Source organism: Pseudomonas sp. 313 (genome assembly GCF_000316965.1).
Classification (GTDB): domain Bacteria; phylum Pseudomonadota; class Gammaproteobacteria; order Pseudomonadales; family Pseudomonadaceae; genus Chryseomonas; species Chryseomonas benzopyrenica.
This window is the reverse complement of sequence record NZ_ANBZ01000079.1, coordinates 485,867-505,445: the sequence shown is the minus strand read 5'-3', so window position 1 is coordinate 505,445 and position 19,579 is coordinate 485,867. Positions and strand designations below refer to the sequence as shown.

Sequence of the window (19,579 nt, the reverse complement as noted above, 5' to 3'; positions counted from 1 at the left end):
TGCGCGGGTGAGAAGAAAACCCTATGGCCACTATCCACGTAGACGGCAAGACGTACGAGGTCGACGGGGCGGACAACCTCCTCGAAGCCTGCCTGTCCCTGGGGCTCGACATCCCCTATTTCTGCTGGCACCCGGCGCTGGGCAGCGTCGGCGCCTGCCGCCAGTGCGCGGTGAAGCAGTTCGCCGACGAGAATGACACCCGCGGGCGCCTGGTCATGTCCTGCATGACCCCGTCCAGCGACAAGACCTACATCTCCATCGAAGACGCCGAAGCCAAGGAATTCCGCAGCTCGGTCATCGAATGGCTGATGACCAACCATCCCCACGACTGTCCGGTCTGCGAAGAAGGCGGCCACTGCCACCTGCAGGACATGACGGTGATGACCGGCCACAACAAGCGCCGCTATCGCTTCACCAAGCGTACCCACCAGAACCAGGACCTCGGCCCGTTCGTCGCTCACGAGATGAACCGCTGCATCGCCTGCTATCGCTGCGTGCGCTACTACAAGGACTACGCCGGCGGTACCGACCTGGGCGTCTATGGCGCCCACGACAACGTCTATTTCGGGCGTGTCGAGGACGGTGCCCTGGAGAGCGAATTCTCCGGCAACCTGACCGAGGTCTGCCCCACCGGGGTGTTCACCGACAAGACCCACTCCGAGCGCTACAACCGCAAGTGGGACATGCAGTTCGCCCCGAGCATCTGCCATGGCTGCTCGTCGGGCTGCAACATCAGCCCCGGCGAGCGCTATGGCGAACTGCGCCGCATCGAGAACCGCTTCAACGGCTCGGTGAACCAGTACTTCCTCTGCGACCGTGGCCGCTTCGGCTATGGCTATGTCAATCGCAAGGATCGTCCGCGCCAGGCCCTGCTGAAGGACGGCAGCCTGGAAACCGGCATCGACGCCGCCCTGGATCGCGCCGCCCTGCTGCTGCGCGGCAAGAAGGTGATCGGCATCGGCTCGCCCCGCGCCAGCCTGGAAAGCAACCACGCTCTGCGCGAACTGGTCGGCGCCGAGAATTTCTCCAGCGGCATGAGCGCTCGTGATCTGGCCAACGTGCGCCTAGTGCTGCAGGTCCTCAAGGACAGCCCCCTGCCCGTCCCGACCCTGCGCGCCATGGAGAAGCACGATGCCGTCTTCGTCCTTGGCGAGGATCTGACCCAGACCGCCGCCCGCCTGGCGCTGTCCCTGCGGCAGTCCGTCAAGGGCAAGCCCGAGGCCATGGCCGCGGCGCAGAAGATCCAGCCCTGGCTGAACGCCGCCGTGCAGAACATCGGCCAGAGCGAGCGCAACCCGCTGTTCATCGCCAGCGTGGCCGCCACCCGCCTGGATGACGTCGCCGACGCCCGTCTGCATGGCTCGCCGCTGGAGCTGGCCCGTTTCGGCCACGCCGTGGCCCACGCCATCGACGCCAGCGCCCCGGCCGTCGACGGCCTGACCAGCGAAGTCGCCGAGCAGGCTCGCCTGCTCGCCGAAACCCTACTGGCCGCCGAACGTCCGCTGGTGGTGTCCGGCACCTCCTTGGGCGAGCCGGCGCTGATCGAAGCCGCCGCCAACCTGGCCAAGGCCCTGGCCGCCAAGGGCAAGGCCGGCTCCCTGAGCCTGGTGGTGCCCGAAGCCAACAGCCTGGGCCTAGCGCTCTACGGCGGCGAGTCCGTCGAAGACGCCTTCGCGGCCCTGGAAAACGGCCAGGCCGATGCCCTGGTGGTGCTGGAGAACGACCTCTATCGCCGTGCCCCGGCCCAGCGGGTGGATCGGGCCCTGGCCCGCGCCCAGGTGCTGGTGGTGCTGGATCACCAGCGTACCGCCACCGCCCAGCGCGCCGACCTGGTGCTGCCGGCGGCGAGCTTCGCCGAAGGCGACGGTACCCTGGTCAGCCAGGAAGGTCGCGCCCAGCGTTTCTTCCAGGTCTATGAGCCGAGCTACTACGACCCCTCCAGCCTGGTCCGCGAAGGCTGGCGCTGGCTGCACGCCCTGCGCAACACCCTGGAAAACCGTCCGGTGGACTGGACCCAGCTGGACCATGTCACCGACGCCGTGGCCACCGCCGCGCCGCAACTGGACGGCATCCGCGATGCCGCGCCCAACGCCAGCTTCCGGGTGAAGGGCCTCAAGCTCGCTCGTGAACCGCACCGCTACAGTGGCCGTACCTCCATGCGTGCCAACCTCAGTGTGCACGAGCCGCGTGCGCCCCAAGACGCCGACACCGCCTTTGCCTTCTCCATGGAAGGCTATGCCGGCAGCGCCGAGCCGCGGCAGCAGATCCCCTTCGCCTGGTCGCCGGGCTGGAACTCGCCCCAGGCCTGGAACAAGTTCCAGGACGAGGTGGGTGGTCACCTGCGCGCCGGCGATCCGGGCGTACGCCTGATCGAGTCCCAGGGCGATCGCCTGAGCTGGTTCGCCGTGCCGACCGCTGCCGTGCGCGGCGCCGAGTCCGGCTTTCAGGCCGTACCGCTGTACCACCTGTTCGGCAGCGAAGAGACCTCTTCCCGCGCCGAGCCGGTGCGTGAGCGCATCCCGGCGGCCTACGTGGCCCTGGCCAAGGCCGATGCCGACCGCCTGGGTGTCAACGAAGGTGCCCTGCTGCGCCTGCAGGTCGCCGGTCAGGAACTGCGCCTGCCACTGCAGATCAAGGCCGAGCTGTCCGCTGGCCTGGTCGGCCTGCCCGCCGGCTTCGAAGGGATTCCGGTGGACTTCGCCGGCCTTACCGTGGAAGGACTGCAGGAGGCCGCGGCATGACCTGGCTCACCCCTACCCTCATCGCCGTGGTGATCGGCGTCCTCAAGGCCATCGTCATCCTCCTGGCGGTGGTCATCTGCGGGGCGCTGCTGAGCTTTGTCGAACGGCGCCTGCTGGGTCTCTGGCAGGACCGTCATGGTCCCAACCGGGTCGGCCCCTTCGGTGCCTTCCAGCTCGGCGCCGACATGCTGAAGATGTTCTTCAAGGAGGACTGGACGCCGCCGTTCGCCGACAAGATGATCTTCGCCCTGGCACCGGTGATCGCCATGGGCTCGCTGCTGGTGGCCTTCTCGGTCATTCCGATCACCCCCACCTGGGGCGTGGCTGACCTGAACGTCGGCCTGCTTTTCTTCTTCGCCATGGCCGGCGTCAACGTCTATGCCGTGCTCTTCGCCGGCTGGGCGAGCAACAACAAGTTCTCGCTGCTGGGCGCCATGCGCGCCTCGGCCCAGACGCTCTCCTACGAGGTGTTCATGGGTCTGTCGGTGATGGGCATCGTCGCGGTGACCGGTTCCTTCAACATGAGGGACATCGTCGAGGCGCAGCACCAGGGCTGGTGGTTCATCGTTCCCCAGTTCTTCGGCTTCTGTACCTTCTTCATCGCCGGCATCGCCGTCACCCACCGTCACCCCTTCGATCAGCCGGAAGCCGAGCAGGAGCTCGCCGACGGTTACCACATCGAATACGCGGGCATGAAGTGGGGCATGTTCTTCGTCGGCGAGTACATCGGCATCGTGCTGATCTCGGCGCTGCTGGTGACCCTGTTCTTCGGCGGCTGGCACGGTCCCTTCCTGGACACCCTGCCCTGGCTGTCGTTCTTCTGGTTCGCCCTGAAGACCGCCTTCTTCATCATGATCTTCATCCTGCTGCGCGCGTCCATTCCGCGTCCGCGCTACGACCAGGTAATGGCCTTCAGCTGGAAGTTCTGCCTGCCCCTGACCCTGATCAACCTGCTGGTGACCGGCGCGGTGGTGCTTTACACCGCCACGCCGGCCATCGGCCAGTGAGGTATCCGTCATGATCAAGGAAATCCTGCACGTCCTGCATGGCACCTACACCCAGTTGCGCAGCATCGTGATGGTCTTCGGCCACGCCTTCCGCAAGCGCGACACCCTGCAATACCCCGAGGAGCCGGTGTACCTGCCGCCGCGCTATCGCGGCCGCATCGTGCTCACCCGTGACCCTGATGGCCAGGAGCGCTGCGTGGCGTGCAACCTGTGCGCCGTGGCCTGCCCGGTCGGCTGCATCTCCTTGCAGAAGACCGAGGCCGAAGATGGTCGCTGGTATCCGGAGTTCTTCCGCATCAACTTCTCGCGCTGCATCTTCTGCGGCATGTGCGAGGAGGCCTGCCCCACCACCGCCATCCAGCTGACCCCGGACTTCGAGATGTCCGAGTTCAAGCGCCAGGAGCTGGTGTACGAGAAGCAGGACCTGCTGATCTCGGGTCCGGGCAAGTATCCGGAATACAACTTCTACCGCGTGGCCGGCATGGCCATCGCGGGCAAGCCCAAGGGTGCCGCGCAGAGCGAGGCAGAGCCGATCAACGTGAAGAGCCTGCTGCCCTAAGGAGCTGTCGTGGAATTCGCCTTCTATTTCTCCGCCGGGGTGGCCGTATTGGCCACCTTCCGGGTGATCACCAACACCAATCCGGTGCATGCGCTGCTGTACCTGATCATCTCGCTGCTGGCCGTGTCCATGGTGTTCTTCGCCCTGGGCGCGCCCTTCGCCGGCGCCTTGGAGATCATCGTCTATGCGGGCGCCATCATGGTGCTGTTCGTCTTCGTGGTGATGATGCTCAACCTCGGGCCGGTCGTCGCCGACCAGGAACGCAAGTGGCTGACCCCCAAGGTCTGGATCGGTCCCTCGATCCTCGCCGGTGCCCTGCTGGTGGAACTGCTGGTGGTGCTGGCACGCACCCCGGGTGGCGCCACCATCGGTCACACCTCGGTAGAGGCCAAGGCCGTGGGTATCAGTCTGTTCGGACCCTATCTGCTGGCGGTCGAACTGGCCTCCATGCTGCTCTTGGGTGCCCTGGTCGCGGCCTACCACCTGGGCCGCAGCGACGTCAAAGACGGGATCGGCGAGTGAGTCGCCAAGGACTGGAGAACAGCCAATGAACGCCATACCTCTGGAACACGGCCTGGCCCTCGCCGGCGCCCTGTTCGCCCTTGGCCTGGTGGGCCTGATGGTCCGCCGCAACATCCTCTTCGTGCTCATGAGTCTGGAAATCATGATGAACGCCGCCGCCCTGGCCTTCGTGGTCGCGGGTAGCCGTTGGGGCGCTCCCGACGGCCAGGTGATGTTCATCCTGGTGCTGAGTCTGGCCGCCGCCGAGGCCAGTATCGGCCTGGCGATCCTGCTGCAGCTCTATCGCCGCTTCCACACCCTCGACGTCGATGCCGCCAGCGAGATGCACGGATGAACCTGCTACCCCTCACCTTCGCCTTTCCCCTGGTCGGCTACTTCCTGCTGGCCTTCTCCCGCGGTCGGCTGTCGGAGAATCTCTCCGCGCTGATCGGCGTGGGTTCGGTAGGCCTGGCGGCGCTGGTCGCCGCCTGGGTCGGCTGGAACTTCCACGTCACACCGCCCGCTGACGGCCACCTGACCATCGTCCTCTGGCAGTGGATGAACGTGGAGGGCTTCGCGCCCAACATGGCTCTCTACCTGGACGGCCTGTCGCTGACCATGCTCGGCGTGGTCACCGGCGTCGGCTTCCTGATCCACCTGTTCGCCTCCTGGTACATGCGCGGTGAAGAGGGCTATTCGCGCTTCTTCGCCTACACCAACCTGTTCATCTTCAGCATGTTGCTGCTGGTTCTCGGCGACAACCTGCTGCTGCTGTACTTCGGTTGGGAAGGCGTGGGCCTGTGCAGCTACCTGCTGATCGGCTTCTACTATAGCGAGCGCGCCAACGGCAACGCAGCGCTGAAGGCCTTCATCGTCACCCGCGTCGGCGACGTCTTCATGGCCTTCGGTCTGTTCATCCTGTTCATGACCCTGGGCACCCTGGACATCCAGGAGCTGCTGCAGAAGGCCCCTGACGTCTTCGCCAGCGGTGATCCGCTGATCGTACTGGCCACCCTGGCGCTGCTCGGCGGTGCCGTCGGCAAGTCGGCCCAGCTGCCGCTGCAGACCTGGCTGGCGGACGCCATGGCCGGTCCGACCCCGGTCTCGGCGTTGATCCACGCGGCGACCATGGTGACCGCGGGCGTCTACCTGATCGCCCGGACCCACGGCCTGTTCCTGCTGGCGCCGGAGATCCTGCACCTGGTCGGCATCGTCGGTGCCGTGACCCTGGTGCTGGCTGGTTTCGCCGCCCTGGTGCAGACCGACATCAAGCGCATCCTGGCCTATTCGACCATGAGCCAGATCGGCTACATGTTCCTGGCCCTGGGTGTAGGCGCCTGGCAGCCGGCGATCTTCCACCTGATGATCCACGCCTTCTTCAAGGCGCTGCTGTTCCTTGCCTCGGGTTCGGTGATCCTGGCCTGCCACCACGAGCAGAACATCTTCAAGATGGGCGGCCTGTGGAAGAAGATCCCCCTGGCCTACGCCAGCTTCGTGGTGGGCGGTTCGGCCCTGGCGGCACTGCCGCTGGTAACCGCCGGCTTCTACTCCAAGGACGAGATCCTCTGGGAAGCCATGGCCAGCGGTCACACCTACCTGCTCTATGCAGGCTTGGCCGGTGCCTTCCTGACCTCGATCTACACCTTCCGCCTGATCTTCATCACCTTCCATGGCGAGTCGCACACCGAGGCTCATGCCGGCCACGGCATCGCCCACAACCTGCCGCTGGCGGTACTGCTGGTGCTTTCGACCTTCGTCGGCGCGATGATCGTGCCGCCGCTGGCCGGTGTGCTGCCGGAATCCGTCGGCCATGCCGGTGGCGAAGCCAAGCACTCGCTGGAGATCACCTCGGGGGCCATCGCCATCGCCGGCATCCTCCTGGCCGCCCTGCTCTTCCTCGGCAAGCGTTCCTTCGTGAACGGTCTGGCCAAGAGCGCGCCGGGCCGCTTTTTCGGGACCTGGTGGTATCACGCCTGGGGCTTCGACTGGCTGTACGACCTGATCTTCGTCAAGCCGTACCTGCTGCTGACCCGCCTACTGCGTCGCGATCCCTTCGACCAGGCCATCGGCCTGATCCCGATGCTGGCACGCGGTGGCAACCTGGCACTGAGCATCACCGAGAACGGCCGTCTGCGCTGGTACGCGGCTTCCATCGTGGGAGGCGCCGTGCTGTTGCTCGGCGCGCTGCTGCTGGCCTGACCCCCTGACTAAGGATAAGTACACGTCATGCTTCTGCCCTGGCTAATCCTGATCCCCTTCATCGGCGGCCTGCTCTGTTTCCTCACGGAAAAGACCGGCCCGCTGGTGCCCCGCTGGATCGCTCTGTTCACCATGCTGCTGGAGCTGGCGCTCGGCCTCTGGCTGTGGGCCCACGGCGACTACAGCCTGGCGCCGGCCCCTGGTGCCGAAACCGCCTGGACCGCGGAATTCCAGATGGACTGGATTCCGCGCTTCGGCATCAGCCTGCACTTCGGCCTCGACGGCCTGTCGCTGCTGATGATCCTGCTCACCGGCCTGCTCGGTGTGCTGGCGGTGACCTGCTCCTGGCGCGAAGTGCAGCGCCACGTCGGCTTCTTCCACCTCAACCTGCTGTGGATCATCGGCGGCGTGGTGGGGGTGTTCCTGGCGCTGGACCTGTTCCTGTTCTTCTTCTTCTGGGAAATGATGCTGGTGCCGATGTACTTCCTGATCGCGCTGTGGGGCCATAGCTCCGCGGACGGCAAGAAGAGCCGCATCACCGCCGCCACCAAATTCTTCATCTTCACCCAGGCCAGCGGCCTGATCATGCTGGTGGCGATCATCGCCCTGGTACTGGTGAACTACAGTGCGACCGGCGTCCTGACCTTCGACTACGAAGACCTGCTGCAGCTGCAGCTGGACCCCAAGCTGGAGTACCTGCTGATGCTGGGCTTCTTCATCGCCTTCGCGGTGAAGCTGCCGGTGGTGCCGCTGCACTCCTGGCTGCCCGATGCCCACGCCCAGGCGCCAACCGCCGGTTCCGTCGACCTCGCCGGTATCCTGCTCAAGACCGCCGCCTACGGCCTGCTGCGCTTCGCCATCCCGCTGTTCCCCAACGCCTCGGCGGAATTCGCGCCGATCGCCATGTGGTTGGGCATCATCGGCATCTTCTACGGCGCCATCCTGTCGTTCGCCCAGACCGACATCAAGCGCCTGGTGGCCTACTCCAGCGTCTCGCACATGGGCTTCGTGCTGATCGGCATCTACTCCGGCAGCCCCCAGGCGCTGCAGGGCGTGGTGGTGCAGATGATCGCCCACGGTCTTTCCGCCGCCGGCCTGTTCATCCTCTGTGGCCAGCTCTACGAGCGCATGCATACCCGTGACATGCGCGAGATGGGCGGTCTCTGGGCACGCCTGCCCTACCTGCCGGCCCTGAGTCTGTTCTTCGCCTCGGCGTCCCTGGGTCTGCCCGGTACCGGTAACTTCGTCGGCGAGTTCCTGATCCTGCTGGGCGCCTTCCCGGTGGTACCGATGATCACCGTCATCGCCACCTTCGGCCTGGTGTTCGCCTCGGTCTATTCGCTGATCATGATCCACCGTGCCTACTTCGGCCCAGCCAAGGCCGAGGGTGCCCTGCCGGGTCTGAACGCACGGGAACTGTCGATGCTGCTGTTGCTTGGCGTGCTGCTGGTGCTGCTCGGCGTCTACCCGCAGCCGGTGCTGGATACCTCGGCCGCGAGCATGGCCGGTGTCCAGCAGTGGCTCGGCGAAGCCTTCTCCTCTCTCGTTTCCGCCCGGTAAGAGCGCCATGACCTTTACCTACGAACACTTCATCGCCCTCCTGCCGATCATCATCACCGGCCTCACCGCCGTGGTGGTGATGCTGGGCATCGCCTGGCGGCGGGATCACACCATCATCCCGACCCTGGGCGTGATCGGTCTCAACCTGGCCCTGCTGTCCTGCATCCCGGCCCTGGGCGTCGGCGCCATCGACGTCACCCCGCTGCTGCGCATCGACGGCTTCAGCTGCTTCTACATGGCGCTGATCCTGATCGCCACCCTGGCCTGCATGACCCTGTCGCACGCCTACATGGAAGGCTATCCGGGCAACCGTGAAGAGCTGTACCTGCTGCTGCTGATCTCCGCCACCGGCGGTCTGGTGCTGGTGGCGGCGCAGAACGTCGCCGGCCTGTTCATCGGCCTGGAACTGCTGTCGGTACCGGTCTACGGCCTGGTGGCCTACAGCTACTTCAATCGCCGTTCCCTGGAAGCCGGCATGAAGTACCTGGTGCTGTCCGCCGCCGGCTCGGCCATCCTGCTGTTCGGCATGGCCCTGCTCTACGCCCAGTCCGGCAGCCTGAACTTCGCTGACATCGGCATGCAGATGGACGCCCCGGCCAGCACCGGCCTGCTGATGGAAATCGGCCTCGGCATGCTGATCGTCGGCCTCGGCTTCAAGCTGTCGCTGGTGCCCTTCCACCTCTGGACCCCGGACGTCTACGAGGGCTCGCCGGCTCCGGTCGGTGCCTTCCTGGCCACCGCCAGCAAGGTCGCCGTCTTCGCCGTGCTGGTACGGGTGTTCCAGACCATGCCCATGGCCACCGAAGACGGCTGGCTGCACGATGCCATCGCCTTCATCGCCATCGCCTCCATGCTGGTGGGCAACCTGCTGGCGCTGATGCAGAGCAACCTCAAGCGGCTGCTGGGTTACTCCTCCATCTCCCACTTCGGTTACCTGCTGGTGGCGGTGGCCTCGGGCGAAGGCCTGTCGATGGAAGCCGTGGCGGTCTACCTGGTGACCTATGTCTTCACCAGCCTGGGCGCCTTCGGCGTGATCACCCTGATGTCCAGCCCGAGCAACGGCCAGCGTGACGCCGATGCCCTGTTCGAGTACCGCGGCCTGTTCTGGCGCCGTCCGTACCTGACCGCGGCGCTGACGGTGATGATGCTGTCCCTGGCCGGCATCCCGCTCACCGCCGGCTTCATCGGCAAGTTCTACGTCATCACCGTGGGCGTGGAAGCGGGCATGTGGTGGCAGACCGCGGCCATCGTGCTGGGCAGCGCCATCGGCCTGTTCTACTACCTGCGCGTGATGGTCACCCTGTACCTGACCGAGCAGGGCCTGCAGCGCCACGATGCGCCGATGAACTGGGGTCAGCGCGCCGGTGGCGTGATGCTGATCGCCATTTCCATCGCCACCTTCGTGCTGGGTGTCTATCCGCAGCCGCTGCTGCAACTGGCGCAGCTGACGGTGTTCTGATCCCAGACGCCGCCCACGATCCCCGCTTCGGCGGGGATCGTCGTTTCTGGCCCCGGTGAAACACCCGCCCTTGGCAGGGTCGCACCGTGACCGCTACCCTCGACCCCTACTCTGCCTTCTTCTGCCCTTTTCTGGAGACCGCTTTCTCCCATGCCTGCGTTGAAACCCCTCGCCCTGACCATCGGCCTGCTGCTTGGCAGCCAGGCTTTCGCCGCCCCTGTCTTCGACGTCACCGAACTGGGTGACCCGGCAACCGCCTGTACCGACCTCGACACCTTCGTCAATGCCAAGTGGGTGGCGGCCAACCCCATCCCGCCGGACAAGTCGCGCTGGGGTTCCTTCATGGCCCTGGGGGAAAAATCACTCAACGACCAGCACGCCATCCTGCAACGTGCCGCGCGCTCGGCGGATCGCGCGGAAGCGGGTTCGGTAGAACAGAAGATCGGCTGGCTGTATCGCTCGGGCATGGACGAAGCCGCCATCGAGCGCGCCGGCTATCAGCCGATCCAGGCGCAACTGGCCGCCATCGATGAGCTACGCACCACGGCCGACGTGGTGAAGTACCTGCAACAGAGCTTCGCCCGCGGCGACATGCAGGTGTTCTCCTTCGGTTCCGGCGCCGACTACCAGAATGCCAAGCAGCAGATCGCCTATGCCTACCAGGGCGGCCTGGGCCTGCCCACCCCCGATTACTACACCGAGGCCGACTACGCCAAGCTGCGCCAGGCCTATCTGGGTCACATCGCCCGACTGCTGGTCCTGACCGGGGTACCCAAAGCCCAGGCGGCCGCCCAGGCCGAGCTGGTACTGGCCTTCGAAAGTCGCCTGGCGCGCGCCTCGGTCAAGCCGGTGGAGCTGCGCAATCCGGAGAACCAGTATCATTACCTGAGCTTCGCCGAAGCCAACAAAGTCACGCCGCATTTCGACTGGCAAGCCTTCTTCGCCAGCCAGGGCGTCACTGGCCAGCAGGGCTTTTCCTTGTCCCAGCCCGGCTTCTTCGCCGAATTCGACCGGATGCTGGCCGAGACCCCCATCGAGCAATGGCAGGCCTATCTGCGCGCCCATGTGATCGACGATGCGGCGCCGCTGCTGTCCAAACCCTTCCAGCAGGAGAGCTTCGACTTCAACCAGAAGACCCTGAGCGGCCAGCAGCAACAGAGCGAACGCTGGAAGCGGGTGCTGCGCACGGTCAACGGTGCCATGGGCGAAGGCCTTGGCCAGCTCTATGTGCAAGAGCACTTCTCGCCCCAGGCCAAGGCCCGCGCCCAGGAGCTGGTGGACAACGTGATGCTGGCGCTCAAGGCGCGCATCGAGCAGCTCGACTGGATGAGCCCCGAGACCAAGCAGAAGGCGCTGGCCAAGTGGGACAGCTTCCTGCCCAAGATCGGCTATCCCGAGCGCTGGCGCGACTGGAGCGGCCTGACCCTCAAGCCCCAGGGCTTCTACGCCAACCTGGAAGCCGCCTCGCGCTTCAACTATCGCCATGACCTGGACAAGATCGGCAAGCCCACCGACCGCCAGGAATGGGGCATGTACCCGCAGACGGTGAATGCCTACTATAGCCCCACCGACAACACCATCAACTTCCCGGCCGCCATCCTCCAGCCGCCGTTCTTCTATCCGGACGGCGACGACGCCATCAACTACGGCGGCATCGGCGCGGTGATCGGCCACGAGGCCAGCCATGGTTTCGACGACCAGGGCAGCAAGTTCGACGGCGCCGGCAACCAGGTGGACTGGTGGACCCCGGCCGATCGCAAGGCCTTCGAGGCCCGCACCGGCAAGCTGGTGGAGCAATTCGACAACTATCGTCCGCTGCCGGATCACCCGGACCTGCACGTCAACGGCAAGCTCACCCTGGGCGAGAACATCGGTGATCTCGGCGGCATCAATGCAGCCTACGACGCCCTGCAACTGGCGCTGGCGAAGAAGCCGGAGGAAGCCAACCGCACCCTCGACGGCTACACCCAGCAGCAGCGCTTCTTCCTCAACTGGGCACGGGTCTGGCGCAGCTCCGTGCGTGAGGAACAGCTACGCCTCTCGCTCAACACCGATCCCCATGCGCCCATGAGATTCCGCGCCATCGGCGCGCCGTCCAACATGCCGTCCTTTGCCCAGGCGTTCAGCTGCAAGGTGGGCGATGCCATGGTCCGACCGGACGAGAAACGCGTGGAAATCTGGTGAGGGTCCGGGGGCGTCCGGTGAACGGGTATCGCTTTTGCATCGGCTGTCGCCCCTCCCTGCCGGCGCCCCTTCCATGCCCCTAGAACTCGCCTTTGCCGAAGCCACCGCGACCGGTCCGCGCAAGGAAAACCAGGACGCCTTGCGCAGCGTCCAGCCCAGTGCGGCCCTGGCGGCGACCAAGGGACATCTGTTCGCCCTGGCCGATGGCGTCAGCGGCTGTCCGGACGGTGGCCTGGCCGCGCGCGCGACGCTCCAGGCCCTGGCCCAGGACTACTACTCCACGCCGGAGACCTGGCCGGTGGCCCAGGCCCTGGAACGGCTACTGCTGGCGCAGAATCGCTGGCTGCAGGCCGCCGGCAATGGCCAGCCACTGCTGACGACCCTTACCGCCCTGGTGATCCGCGGGCGGCGCTACACCCTGGCCCATGTCGGCGACTGCCGTGCCTATCGCTGGCATGGCGGTCGGCTGACCTGTCTCACCGTCGACCACGTCTGGCAGCAGGCCGGCATGCAGCATGTGCTGACCCGCGCCCTGGGGCTGGAAAACCACCTGGTGGTGGATTTTCGCGAAGGCGAACTGGAAGCCGGCGAAACCCTGCTGCTGGTGAGCGATGGGGTTTGGGCCGCGCTGGGCGAAGACAGCATGAGGCGCATCCTCGTCGACTGCGTCAGCGATCTGGACGCCACCGCTCAGGCGCTGGTGGCTGGCGCCCTGCATGCCGGCGGCCAGGACAATGCCAGCGCCCTGCTGGTGCGGGTCGATCGCCTGCCGGACATCTCCCTGGCCGATACCCTGGCCAATGCCGACACCTGGCCGCCGCTGCCTGCCTTGAAGCCTGGCCAGGCCTTCGAGGGCTGGACGGTGGTGGAGCGCCTGGCCGAGTCGCGGCAATCGCTGCTCTACCGGGTCACCGACGAGGGTGGCCGCCCCTGGCTGCTCAAGACCCTGCCCGCGGCGCTGCAATTCGACACTCTGGCCGGTCATGCCCTGCTCATGGAGGAGTGGTTCCTGCGGCGCGTCGCCGGCCGCGCCTTCGTCGAGGTGCATCCGCTGCCACGGCGCGCCCATCTCTATTTCGTGCAGCGCGAATATCCGGGGCGCACCCTGGCGCAGCAACTGACCGGCGACGGGCCCCTGGCCCTGGCCGACTGGCTGGACGTCGCCTCGCGCCTGTTGCGTGCGCTCGGCCAGTTGCACAGACGCAACATCCTTCACCGCGACATCAAGCCGGACAATCTGCACCGCGGCCAAGACGGCGAACTGCGCCTGCTGGACTTCGGCCTGGCCTACTGTCCGCAACTGTCCCAGGATCTGCAGGACAGTCCGGGCACCCCCAGCTACCGGGCCCCGGAATCCTTCGAAGGCGCCGAGCCGAGTCCCGCCCAGGACCTCTATGCGGCCGGGGTGACCCTCTATCAACTGCTGACCGATGGTTATCCCTACGGCGAGGTGGAGCCCTTCCAGCGCCCACGCTTCGGCACGCCCGCCAGTGCCCTGCGCCGGCGTCCGGATGTACCGGCCTGGCTCGACGACTGGCTGCAGCGGGCCGTGGCGGTCGACCCCGCCGAGCGCTTCGAAACCGCGGAAGAAGCCCTGCTGCTGCTAGAGCAGGGCGAGCGGCAGCCGGCAGTCCGCGCTCTGCCGCTGCTGCACCGCGATCCGCTGCGCACCTGGCAGGTGGTCGCGACCCTGTCGCTTCTGGCCAACCTGGTGCTCGGGCTGTTGTGGCTCTATCGCCACTGAGGCGTCCCGGTCTGGAGCAGCTTTTGCAGGCCACTGGCCAGCCTCCTGTTCGAGTCTCGCCCCATGTCCGATCGCCAGATGCCCCCTGCCCTGCGTTTCATGCTGGCGGCCCGCCGTTGCGAACTGCAGCAACTGGAGGGTCTTGCCCTGACCTGCGAGCTGGTGGAGGACGCCAGCGCGCTGGTGCATGACCTGCAGCGCGAGCGCGGCTTCAGCAATATCCTGCTGGGGACGGGTAGCGATCGCTATCGCAGCGCCCTGGAACGGCATTCGGCAACGACGCGCTGCAGCGAGACGCGCCTGCGCGAAGGCCTGGACACCTTCGACGCCAGCCTGGCCCAGGATCGCCCGCGCCTGCTCAATCGCATCGCCTGTGTCCTGCACCTGCTCGATGGCCTGCCGGGCCTGAGGCGCGGCGTGCTCGACCGGCGCCTGGGGATGGAAGAGGCCACCGCGGCCTTCTCGCACCTGATCGGTGGCTTGCTGGCGGTCATCTTCGAGGCGGCCGACACGGCGAGCGACCCGGGTCTCAGCCGGGCCCTGGTGGCGCTGTTCAACTTCATGCAGGGCAAGGAACTGGCGGGCCAGGCCCGGGCGACCGGCGTGGTCGGCTTCGCCCAGGGTCATTTCGATGCCGTGCTGCTGGCCCGTCTCGACGACCTGGACAGTGGCCAGGCCCGTTGCTTCGCCGGTTTCCTCGACCATGCCGATCCCCAGGCCCTGGTCCTCTGGCACGGGGTGCAGGAGTGCGCCTCGCGGCAGCAGATCGAACGGCTGCGCGGCGTCGCCCAGCGCACCTCGGCGAGTGCCCAGGTGGAGCCGGCGCTGGCCGAAATCTGGTTCGAACTCAATACCCGCCGCCTGGACGCCATGCAGGAGGTCGCCCAGCACCTGGTCCTGGAGCTCCGCGCGCGCTGTGCGAAGAGCATCGCCCAGGCCCGGGCGGACCTGGACAGCCATCGCAAGCTGTCCCGCCGCCTGGCCGAGCTCGACCGCGAGCCCAGCACGCCACTGCTGTTCAGCCTGACCGCCAATCCGCTGGGTGAAGCCCGGCCAGGCGAAGGTCAGCCCGGCATCCTCGAATTGCTGCACGAGCAGACCCGACGCCTGCATGAGGTGGAGGCGGAGCTTCAGGAAACCCGCCGCTCCCTGGTCGAGCGCAAGCTGCTGGAGCGCGCCAAGCAGCAGCTCATGCAGCAACTGCAACTGCCGGAGGCGGACGCCCACCAGCATCTGCAGCGACTGGCGATGCGCAGTGGCCGACCGCTGCCCGAACTGGTCCGGCAGCTACTCGGCCAGGAGCCCTAGGTCGGTACTATTCATCGATCAGTATTGGCCATCGTACTGCCTGGGCCCGTTCGGCACCTTCCATGCGCCGCCAGGGCGCACCCCGCCAGCGGAACGCCCCCTGACTGTGCGCCCAGGAACCGTAAAAGGCCTGGATCGCCCGGGATTCCGGGCTTGGCACAGTCCCTGCAGAAGCCCTGGCGAGCGCCATGCGCTCCCACAGCAATCCCCGGACGAAGGTGTCCACGCTCGCAGCCCAAGCCTGCCGAGAGTGGATGCCTTTTTTTGTGCCCGCGAAATAAGGAAGGACGATGGACGACAGCTCGCGTAACGATGACCAGGCCGGTCGCGGACTCCCCCGCCGCAGTTTCCTCAAGCAGTCGCTCGGCGTACTGGGCGCTGGCGCCGCGCTCACGCTGCTGCCACCCGGGCTGAGGTCCGCCGCCTGGGCCTCCGGCAGCGATGCCGTGGAGACGACCAAGGCCAAACTGGGCTTCATCGCCCTCACCGATGCGGCGCCGCTGTTCGTCGCCGACGAGCTCGGGCTGTTCGCCAAGTACGGCATGACCGAGGTGGAGGTGCTCAAGCAATCCTCTTGGGGTACCACCCGCGACAACCTGGTGCTGGGCTCGGCGGCCAATGGCATCGACGGCGCCCACATCCTCACCCCCATGGTCTATCACCTGGCCTCCGGCAAGATCACCCCCAACGGCCAGCCGCTGCCCATGGCGCTGCTGGCGCGGCTGAACGTCGACGGCCAAGGCATCTCCCTGTCAAACGACTACAAGGAGCAGAAGGTCGGCCTAGACGCCAGCGGCTTCAAGACCCCCCTGGCCGCGCGCCAGGCCGCTGGCAAGAAGACCTCGGCCGCCATGACCTTCCCGGGCGGCACCCATGATCTGTGGATTCGCTACTGGCTGGCAGCCAACGGTATCGACCCGAACAAGGACATCACCACCCTGGTGGTGCCCCCGGCGCAGATGGTCGCCAACATGAAGGTCGGCAACATGGACACCTTCTGCGTCGGCGAGCCCTGGAACGCCCAGCTGATCAAGCAGAACATCGGCTACAGCGCCCTGACCACCGGCGAGCTCTGGGCCAATCACCCCGAGAAGGCCCTGGCCCTGCGCGGCGACTATGTCCAGGCCAATCCCAAGGCCACCGTGGCGCTGCTCAAGGCGGTACTGGAGGCCCAGCAATACTGCGACGTGGCGGCGAACAAGCCGAAGGTCGCCGAGATCTGCGCCAAGCGGCGCTGGATCGGCGCGCCCGCCGAGGACGTAGTCGGCCGCCTGCAGGGCACCTTCGACTACGGTACCGGCCGGGTGGTGCAGAACAGTCCGCACCTGATGAAGTTCTGGAACGAGCATGCCTCCTTCCCCTACCAGAGCCACGACCTCTGGTTCATCACCGAGAACCAGCGCTGGGGCTATCTACCCGGCGACCTGGATGCCCAGGGCCTGATCGCCAAGGTCAACCGCGCCGATCTCTGGCGCGAAGCGGCGGCGGCCATCGGTGTCCCGGCCGGCGACATTCCCGCCAGCAACTCGCGCGGCAAGGAAAGCTTCTTCGACGGCAAGGTGTTCGACCCCGCCGATCCCAAGGCCTATCTCGCCAGCCTGACGCTCAAGGCCTGACGTCCACCATCCCTCAAGGAGTGCCGCCGATGAACGCCCACACCCGGCCGCCCAAGGCCCTCGCGACCTTTCGTCCGCAAACCCGTCTGCGTCGCTTCGGCCAGCAGGTGCTGCGCAATGGCCTGCCACCGCTGGTGGTGGGCGCCCTGCTGCTGATCGTCTGGCAACTGCTGTGCAGTCGCCCCGGCGCGGCCCTGCCGCCGCCGAGCCAGGTGGTCAACGACACCTGGGAGCTGATCACCCAGCCCTTCTACGACAACGGCGGCAATGACGTGGGCATGGCCTGGCAACTGCTGGCCAGCCTCGAACGCGTCGCCTACGGCTACCTGATGGCCGCCGTGGTGGGTATCGCCCTGGGCGTGCTGGTGGGCCAGTCGGCCTGGGCCATGCGCGGCCTCGATCCACTGTTCCAGGTCCTGCGCACCGTGCCACCGCTGGCCTGGCTGCCGCTGTCCCTGGCCGGCTTCAAGGACAGCCACCCCTCGGCGCTGTTCGTCATCTTCATCACCGCCATCTGGCCGATCATCATCAATACCTCGGTAGGCATCCGCAACATCCCAGAGGACTACCGCAACGTGGCGCGCGTCCTGCGCCTGAATGGCTGGGAATACTTCCAGAAGATCATGCTGCCGGCCGCCGCGCCCTACATCTTCTCCGGCCTGCGCATCGGCGTGGGCCTGTCGTGGCTGGCCATCATCGCCGCCGAGATGCTGATCGGTGGCGTGGGCATCGGCTTCTTCATCTGGGATGCCTGGAACGCCTCGCGCATCAGCGACATCATCCTGGCGCTGGTCTACGTCGGCGTCATCGGCTTCCTGCTCGACCGGCTGGTGGCCCTCATCGGCCGGCTGGTCACCCGCGGCACCGCGAACTAGAGGACTCCCACCATGGCCCAGCCCTACCTGAGCATCGAACACGTCGACAAGAGCTTCACCCGCAACGGCCTGACCTCCACGGTGCTGCGCGACGTCAATCTCAAGATCGAACGCGGCGAGTACATCTCCATCATCGGCCACTCCGGCTGCGGCAAGTCGACGGTGCTCAACATCGTCGCCGGCCTGATCGAACCCACCTCCGGCTCCATCCTGCTGGAGAACCGCGAGGTCCGCGGTCCTGGTCCGGAGCGCAGCCTGGTGTTCCAGAACCACTCGCTGCTGCCCTGGCTGACGGTCTACGAGAACGTCGCCCTGGCGGTGGACAAGGTGTTCAGGGGCGCCAAGAGCAAGGCCGAGCGCCATGCCTGGACGCTGCACAACCTGGAAATGGTCAACATGAGCCATGCCCTGCACAAAAGACCCAGCGAGATTTCCGGTGGCATGAAGCAGCGGGTCGGCATCGCCCGGGCCCTGGCCATGGAGCCCAAGGTGCTGCTGCTGGACGAGCCCTTCGGCGCCCTGGACGCCCTCACCCGGGCGCATCTGCAGGATGAGGTGATGCGCATCCAGAGCGAACTGCGCAACACCGTGATGATGATCACCCACGACGTGGACGAGGCGGTGCTGCTCTCGGATCGCATCGTCATGATGACCAACGGCCCGGCGGCCACCATTGGCGAGATCCTCACCATCGACCTGCCGCGGCCGCGCGATCGCATCACCTTGGTCGACGATCCCCGCTACAACGGCTATCGCCACGCGGTGCTGAGCTTCCTCTACGAGAAGCACAGCCACCCCGGTGCCGTAGCCTGATGATTCGCCCCGTTTCGAGGCAGCACGCCTCGAAACGGGGCGATTTTGCGGTCTCCCGCGCGCACAAACCCGGGATTTGTCTCGCTGGGGCAACTGGCACGAAGCCTGCAAATCCTCAGACAACTTAGGTCTTTCTTCAACGGCGAGGAAAGACCCTCCGGACAAAGGCGTCCCAGCTGCTTGCAGCGGGACGCCTTTTTTTTGCGTTACAGTCGCCACCCTGGATACGAGAGGTCACTACATGAGCGGGAAAGTCTGGTTGATCGGTGCCGGCCCCGGCGATCCCGAATTGCTGACCCTCAAGGCCGTGCGCGCCCTGGGTGAGGCCGAGGTGGTGATGATCGATGACCTGGTCAATCCGGCGGTGCTCGAACACTGTCCGAACGCCCGGGTGATCCGCGTCGGCAAGCGCGGCGGTTGCCGCTCCACGCCCCAGGCCTTCATCCATCGACTGATGCTGCGCTATGCCCGCCAGGGCCGTTGCGTGGCCCGGCTCAAGGGCGGCGATCCCTGCATCTTCGGTCGCGCCGGCGAGGAAGCCGAATGGCTGGCCGCCCGTGGCGTCAGCAGCGAGATCGTCAACGGCATCACCGCCGGCCTGGCCGGCGCCACCGCCTGCGGCATCTCCCTGACCCTGAGAGGCGTAGCCCGAGGCGTGACCCTGGTCACCGCCCACACCCAGGACGACAGTGCGCCCAACTGGCCGGCCCTGGCCGCCACCGGCACCACCCTGGTGGTCTACATGGGCGTGGCCCGCCTGGCCGAGATCCAGCAGGGCCTGCTGGACGGCGGTCTGGCCCTGACCACCCCGGTGGCCATGATCGAGAACGCCTCCCTGCCCAGCCAGCGCGAGTGCCGCTCGACCCTGCAGGATCTGCAGGCGGACGCCGCGCTCTTCCAGCTGCGCAGTCCGGCGATCCTGGTGATCGGCGAGGTGGTCGGCCAGGCCGCCCTGCAACAGGCCCTGAGCTTCGCCGCCCAGGCCTGAGCGGCGAACTCCGGAGCCCAGCCGC

15 protein-coding genes are annotated in these 19,579 nt (G+C 66.5%); all 15 read left to right on the top strand.

The window, feature by feature from the left end; translation table 11 throughout:
* Positions 1-23: 23 nt before the first annotated feature.
* Positions 24-2,741, top strand: coding sequence for an NADH-quinone oxidoreductase subunit NuoG (gene nuoG, locus C722_RS0120480; RefSeq protein ID WP_017642308.1), 2,718 nt, complete (start codon positions 24-26; stop codon positions 2,739-2,741).
* Positions 2,738-3,748 carry an NADH-quinone oxidoreductase subunit NuoH gene (gene nuoH / locus C722_RS0120475; protein WP_017642307.1) on the top strand — a complete coding sequence of 337 codons (1,011 nt, stop codon included), beginning with the start codon at positions 2,738-2,740 and terminating at the stop codon, positions 3,746-3,748. The genes nuoG and nuoH overlap by 4 nt, the downstream gene beginning before the upstream one ends.
* A gap of 10 nt (positions 3,749-3,758) precedes the next feature.
* Positions 3,759-4,307, top strand: a complete 549-nt coding sequence (gene nuoI / locus C722_RS0120470; RefSeq protein ID WP_017642306.1) for an NADH-quinone oxidoreductase subunit NuoI — start codon at positions 3,759-3,761, stop codon at positions 4,305-4,307.
* Positions 4,308-4,316: 9 nt separating this feature from the next.
* Complete coding sequence (gene nuoJ / locus C722_RS0120465; RefSeq protein WP_017642305.1) at positions 4,317-4,829, top strand: NADH-quinone oxidoreductase subunit J; 513 nt, start codon at positions 4,317-4,319, stop codon at positions 4,827-4,829.
* A 25-nt stretch (positions 4,830-4,854) separates the two neighbouring features.
* Positions 4,855-5,163, top strand: a complete 309-nt coding sequence (gene nuoK, locus C722_RS0120460) for an NADH-quinone oxidoreductase subunit NuoK (RefSeq protein ID WP_007158894.1) — start codon at positions 4,855-4,857, stop codon at positions 5,161-5,163.
* Positions 5,160-7,007 (top strand): NADH-quinone oxidoreductase subunit L, encoded by a 1,848-nt coding sequence (nuoL, locus tag C722_RS0120455; protein ID WP_017642304.1) that lies wholly within the window; start codon positions 5,160-5,162, stop codon positions 7,005-7,007. Before nuoK ends, nuoL begins: the two co-directional genes overlap by 4 nt.
* Before the next feature lie 27 nt (positions 7,008-7,034).
* Positions 7,035-8,567, top strand: coding sequence for an NADH-quinone oxidoreductase subunit M (gene nuoM, locus C722_RS0120450; RefSeq protein ID WP_017642303.1), 1,533 nt, complete (start codon positions 7,035-7,037; stop codon positions 8,565-8,567).
* A 7-nt stretch (positions 8,568-8,574) separates the two neighbouring features.
* Positions 8,575-10,026, top strand: a complete 1,452-nt coding sequence (gene nuoN, locus C722_RS0120445) for an NADH-quinone oxidoreductase subunit NuoN (RefSeq protein ID WP_017642302.1) — start codon at positions 8,575-8,577, stop codon at positions 10,024-10,026.
* Positions 10,027-10,176: 150 nt separating this feature from the next.
* A complete protein-coding gene (locus C722_RS0120440; RefSeq protein ID WP_256204555.1) occupies positions 10,177-12,210 on the top strand; it encodes a M13 family metallopeptidase in 2,034 nt (677 codons plus the stop codon).
* A gap of 73 nt (positions 12,211-12,283) precedes the next feature.
* Positions 12,284-13,954 carry a bifunctional protein-serine/threonine kinase/phosphatase gene (locus C722_RS0120435; RefSeq protein WP_017642300.1) on the top strand — a complete coding sequence of 557 codons (1,671 nt, stop codon included), beginning with the start codon at positions 12,284-12,286 and terminating at the stop codon, positions 13,952-13,954.
* A gap of 63 nt (positions 13,955-14,017) precedes the next feature.
* Positions 14,018-15,262, top strand: coding sequence for a nitrate regulatory protein (locus tag C722_RS0120430; RefSeq protein ID WP_017642299.1), 1,245 nt, complete (start codon positions 14,018-14,020; stop codon positions 15,260-15,262).
* 290 nt (positions 15,263-15,552) lie between these two features.
* Complete coding sequence (locus C722_RS0120425; RefSeq protein ID WP_017642298.1) at positions 15,553-16,878, top strand: CmpA/NrtA family ABC transporter substrate-binding protein; 1,326 nt, start codon at positions 15,553-15,555, stop codon at positions 16,876-16,878.
* Positions 16,879-16,907: 29 nt separating this feature from the next.
* Positions 16,908-17,753 carry a nitrate ABC transporter permease gene (gene ntrB / locus C722_RS0120420; protein WP_017642297.1) on the top strand — a complete coding sequence of 282 codons (846 nt, stop codon included), beginning with the start codon at positions 16,908-16,910 and terminating at the stop codon, positions 17,751-17,753.
* A gap of 12 nt (positions 17,754-17,765) precedes the next feature.
* Entirely contained in the window at positions 17,766-18,566 is an 801-nt protein-coding gene (locus tag C722_RS0120415; protein WP_017642296.1) for an ABC transporter ATP-binding protein, read from the top strand.
* A 241-nt stretch (positions 18,567-18,807) separates the two neighbouring features.
* Positions 18,808-19,554 carry a uroporphyrinogen-III C-methyltransferase gene (gene cobA / locus C722_RS0120410; RefSeq protein WP_026083990.1) on the top strand — a complete coding sequence of 249 codons (747 nt, stop codon included), beginning with the start codon at positions 18,808-18,810 and terminating at the stop codon, positions 19,552-19,554.
* Positions 19,555-19,579 lie beyond the last annotated feature (25 nt).

Excerpts from the sequence above, each read along its gene's own strand:
- cobA (WP_026083990.1), top strand. The coding sequence starts at position 18,808 with ATGAGCGGGAAAGTCTGGTTGATCGGTGCCGGCCCCGGCGATCCCGAA.
- nuoG (WP_017642308.1), top strand. The coding sequence starts at position 24 with ATGGCCACTATCCACGTAGACGGCAAGACGTACGAGGTCGACGGGGCG.
- ntrB (WP_017642297.1), top strand. The coding sequence starts at position 16,908 with ATGAACGCCCACACCCGGCCGCCCAAGGCCCTCGCGACCTTTCGTCCG.
- nuoK (WP_007158894.1), top strand. The coding sequence starts at position 4,855 with ATGAACGCCATACCTCTGGAACACGGCCTGGCCCTCGCCGGCGCCCTG.
- nuoH (WP_017642307.1), top strand. The coding sequence starts at position 2,738 with ATGACCTGGCTCACCCCTACCCTCATCGCCGTGGTGATCGGCGTCCTC.
- C722_RS0120430 (WP_017642299.1), top strand. The coding sequence starts at position 14,018 with ATGTCCGATCGCCAGATGCCCCCTGCCCTGCGTTTCATGCTGGCGGCC.
- C722_RS0120425 (WP_017642298.1), top strand. The coding sequence starts at position 15,553 with ATGGACGACAGCTCGCGTAACGATGACCAGGCCGGTCGCGGACTCCCC.
- nuoN (WP_017642302.1), top strand. The coding sequence starts at position 8,575 with ATGACCTTTACCTACGAACACTTCATCGCCCTCCTGCCGATCATCATC.
- nuoL (WP_017642304.1), top strand. The coding sequence starts at position 5,160 with ATGAACCTGCTACCCCTCACCTTCGCCTTTCCCCTGGTCGGCTACTTC.
- nuoI (WP_017642306.1), top strand. The coding sequence starts at position 3,759 with ATGATCAAGGAAATCCTGCACGTCCTGCATGGCACCTACACCCAGTTG.
- C722_RS0120440 (WP_256204555.1), top strand. The coding sequence starts at position 10,177 with ATGCCTGCGTTGAAACCCCTCGCCCTGACCATCGGCCTGCTGCTTGGC.
- nuoM (WP_017642303.1), top strand. The coding sequence starts at position 7,035 with ATGCTTCTGCCCTGGCTAATCCTGATCCCCTTCATCGGCGGCCTGCTC.
- C722_RS0120415 (WP_017642296.1), top strand. The coding sequence starts at position 17,766 with ATGGCCCAGCCCTACCTGAGCATCGAACACGTCGACAAGAGCTTCACC.
- C722_RS0120435 (WP_017642300.1), top strand. The coding sequence starts at position 12,284 with ATGCCCCTAGAACTCGCCTTTGCCGAAGCCACCGCGACCGGTCCGCGC.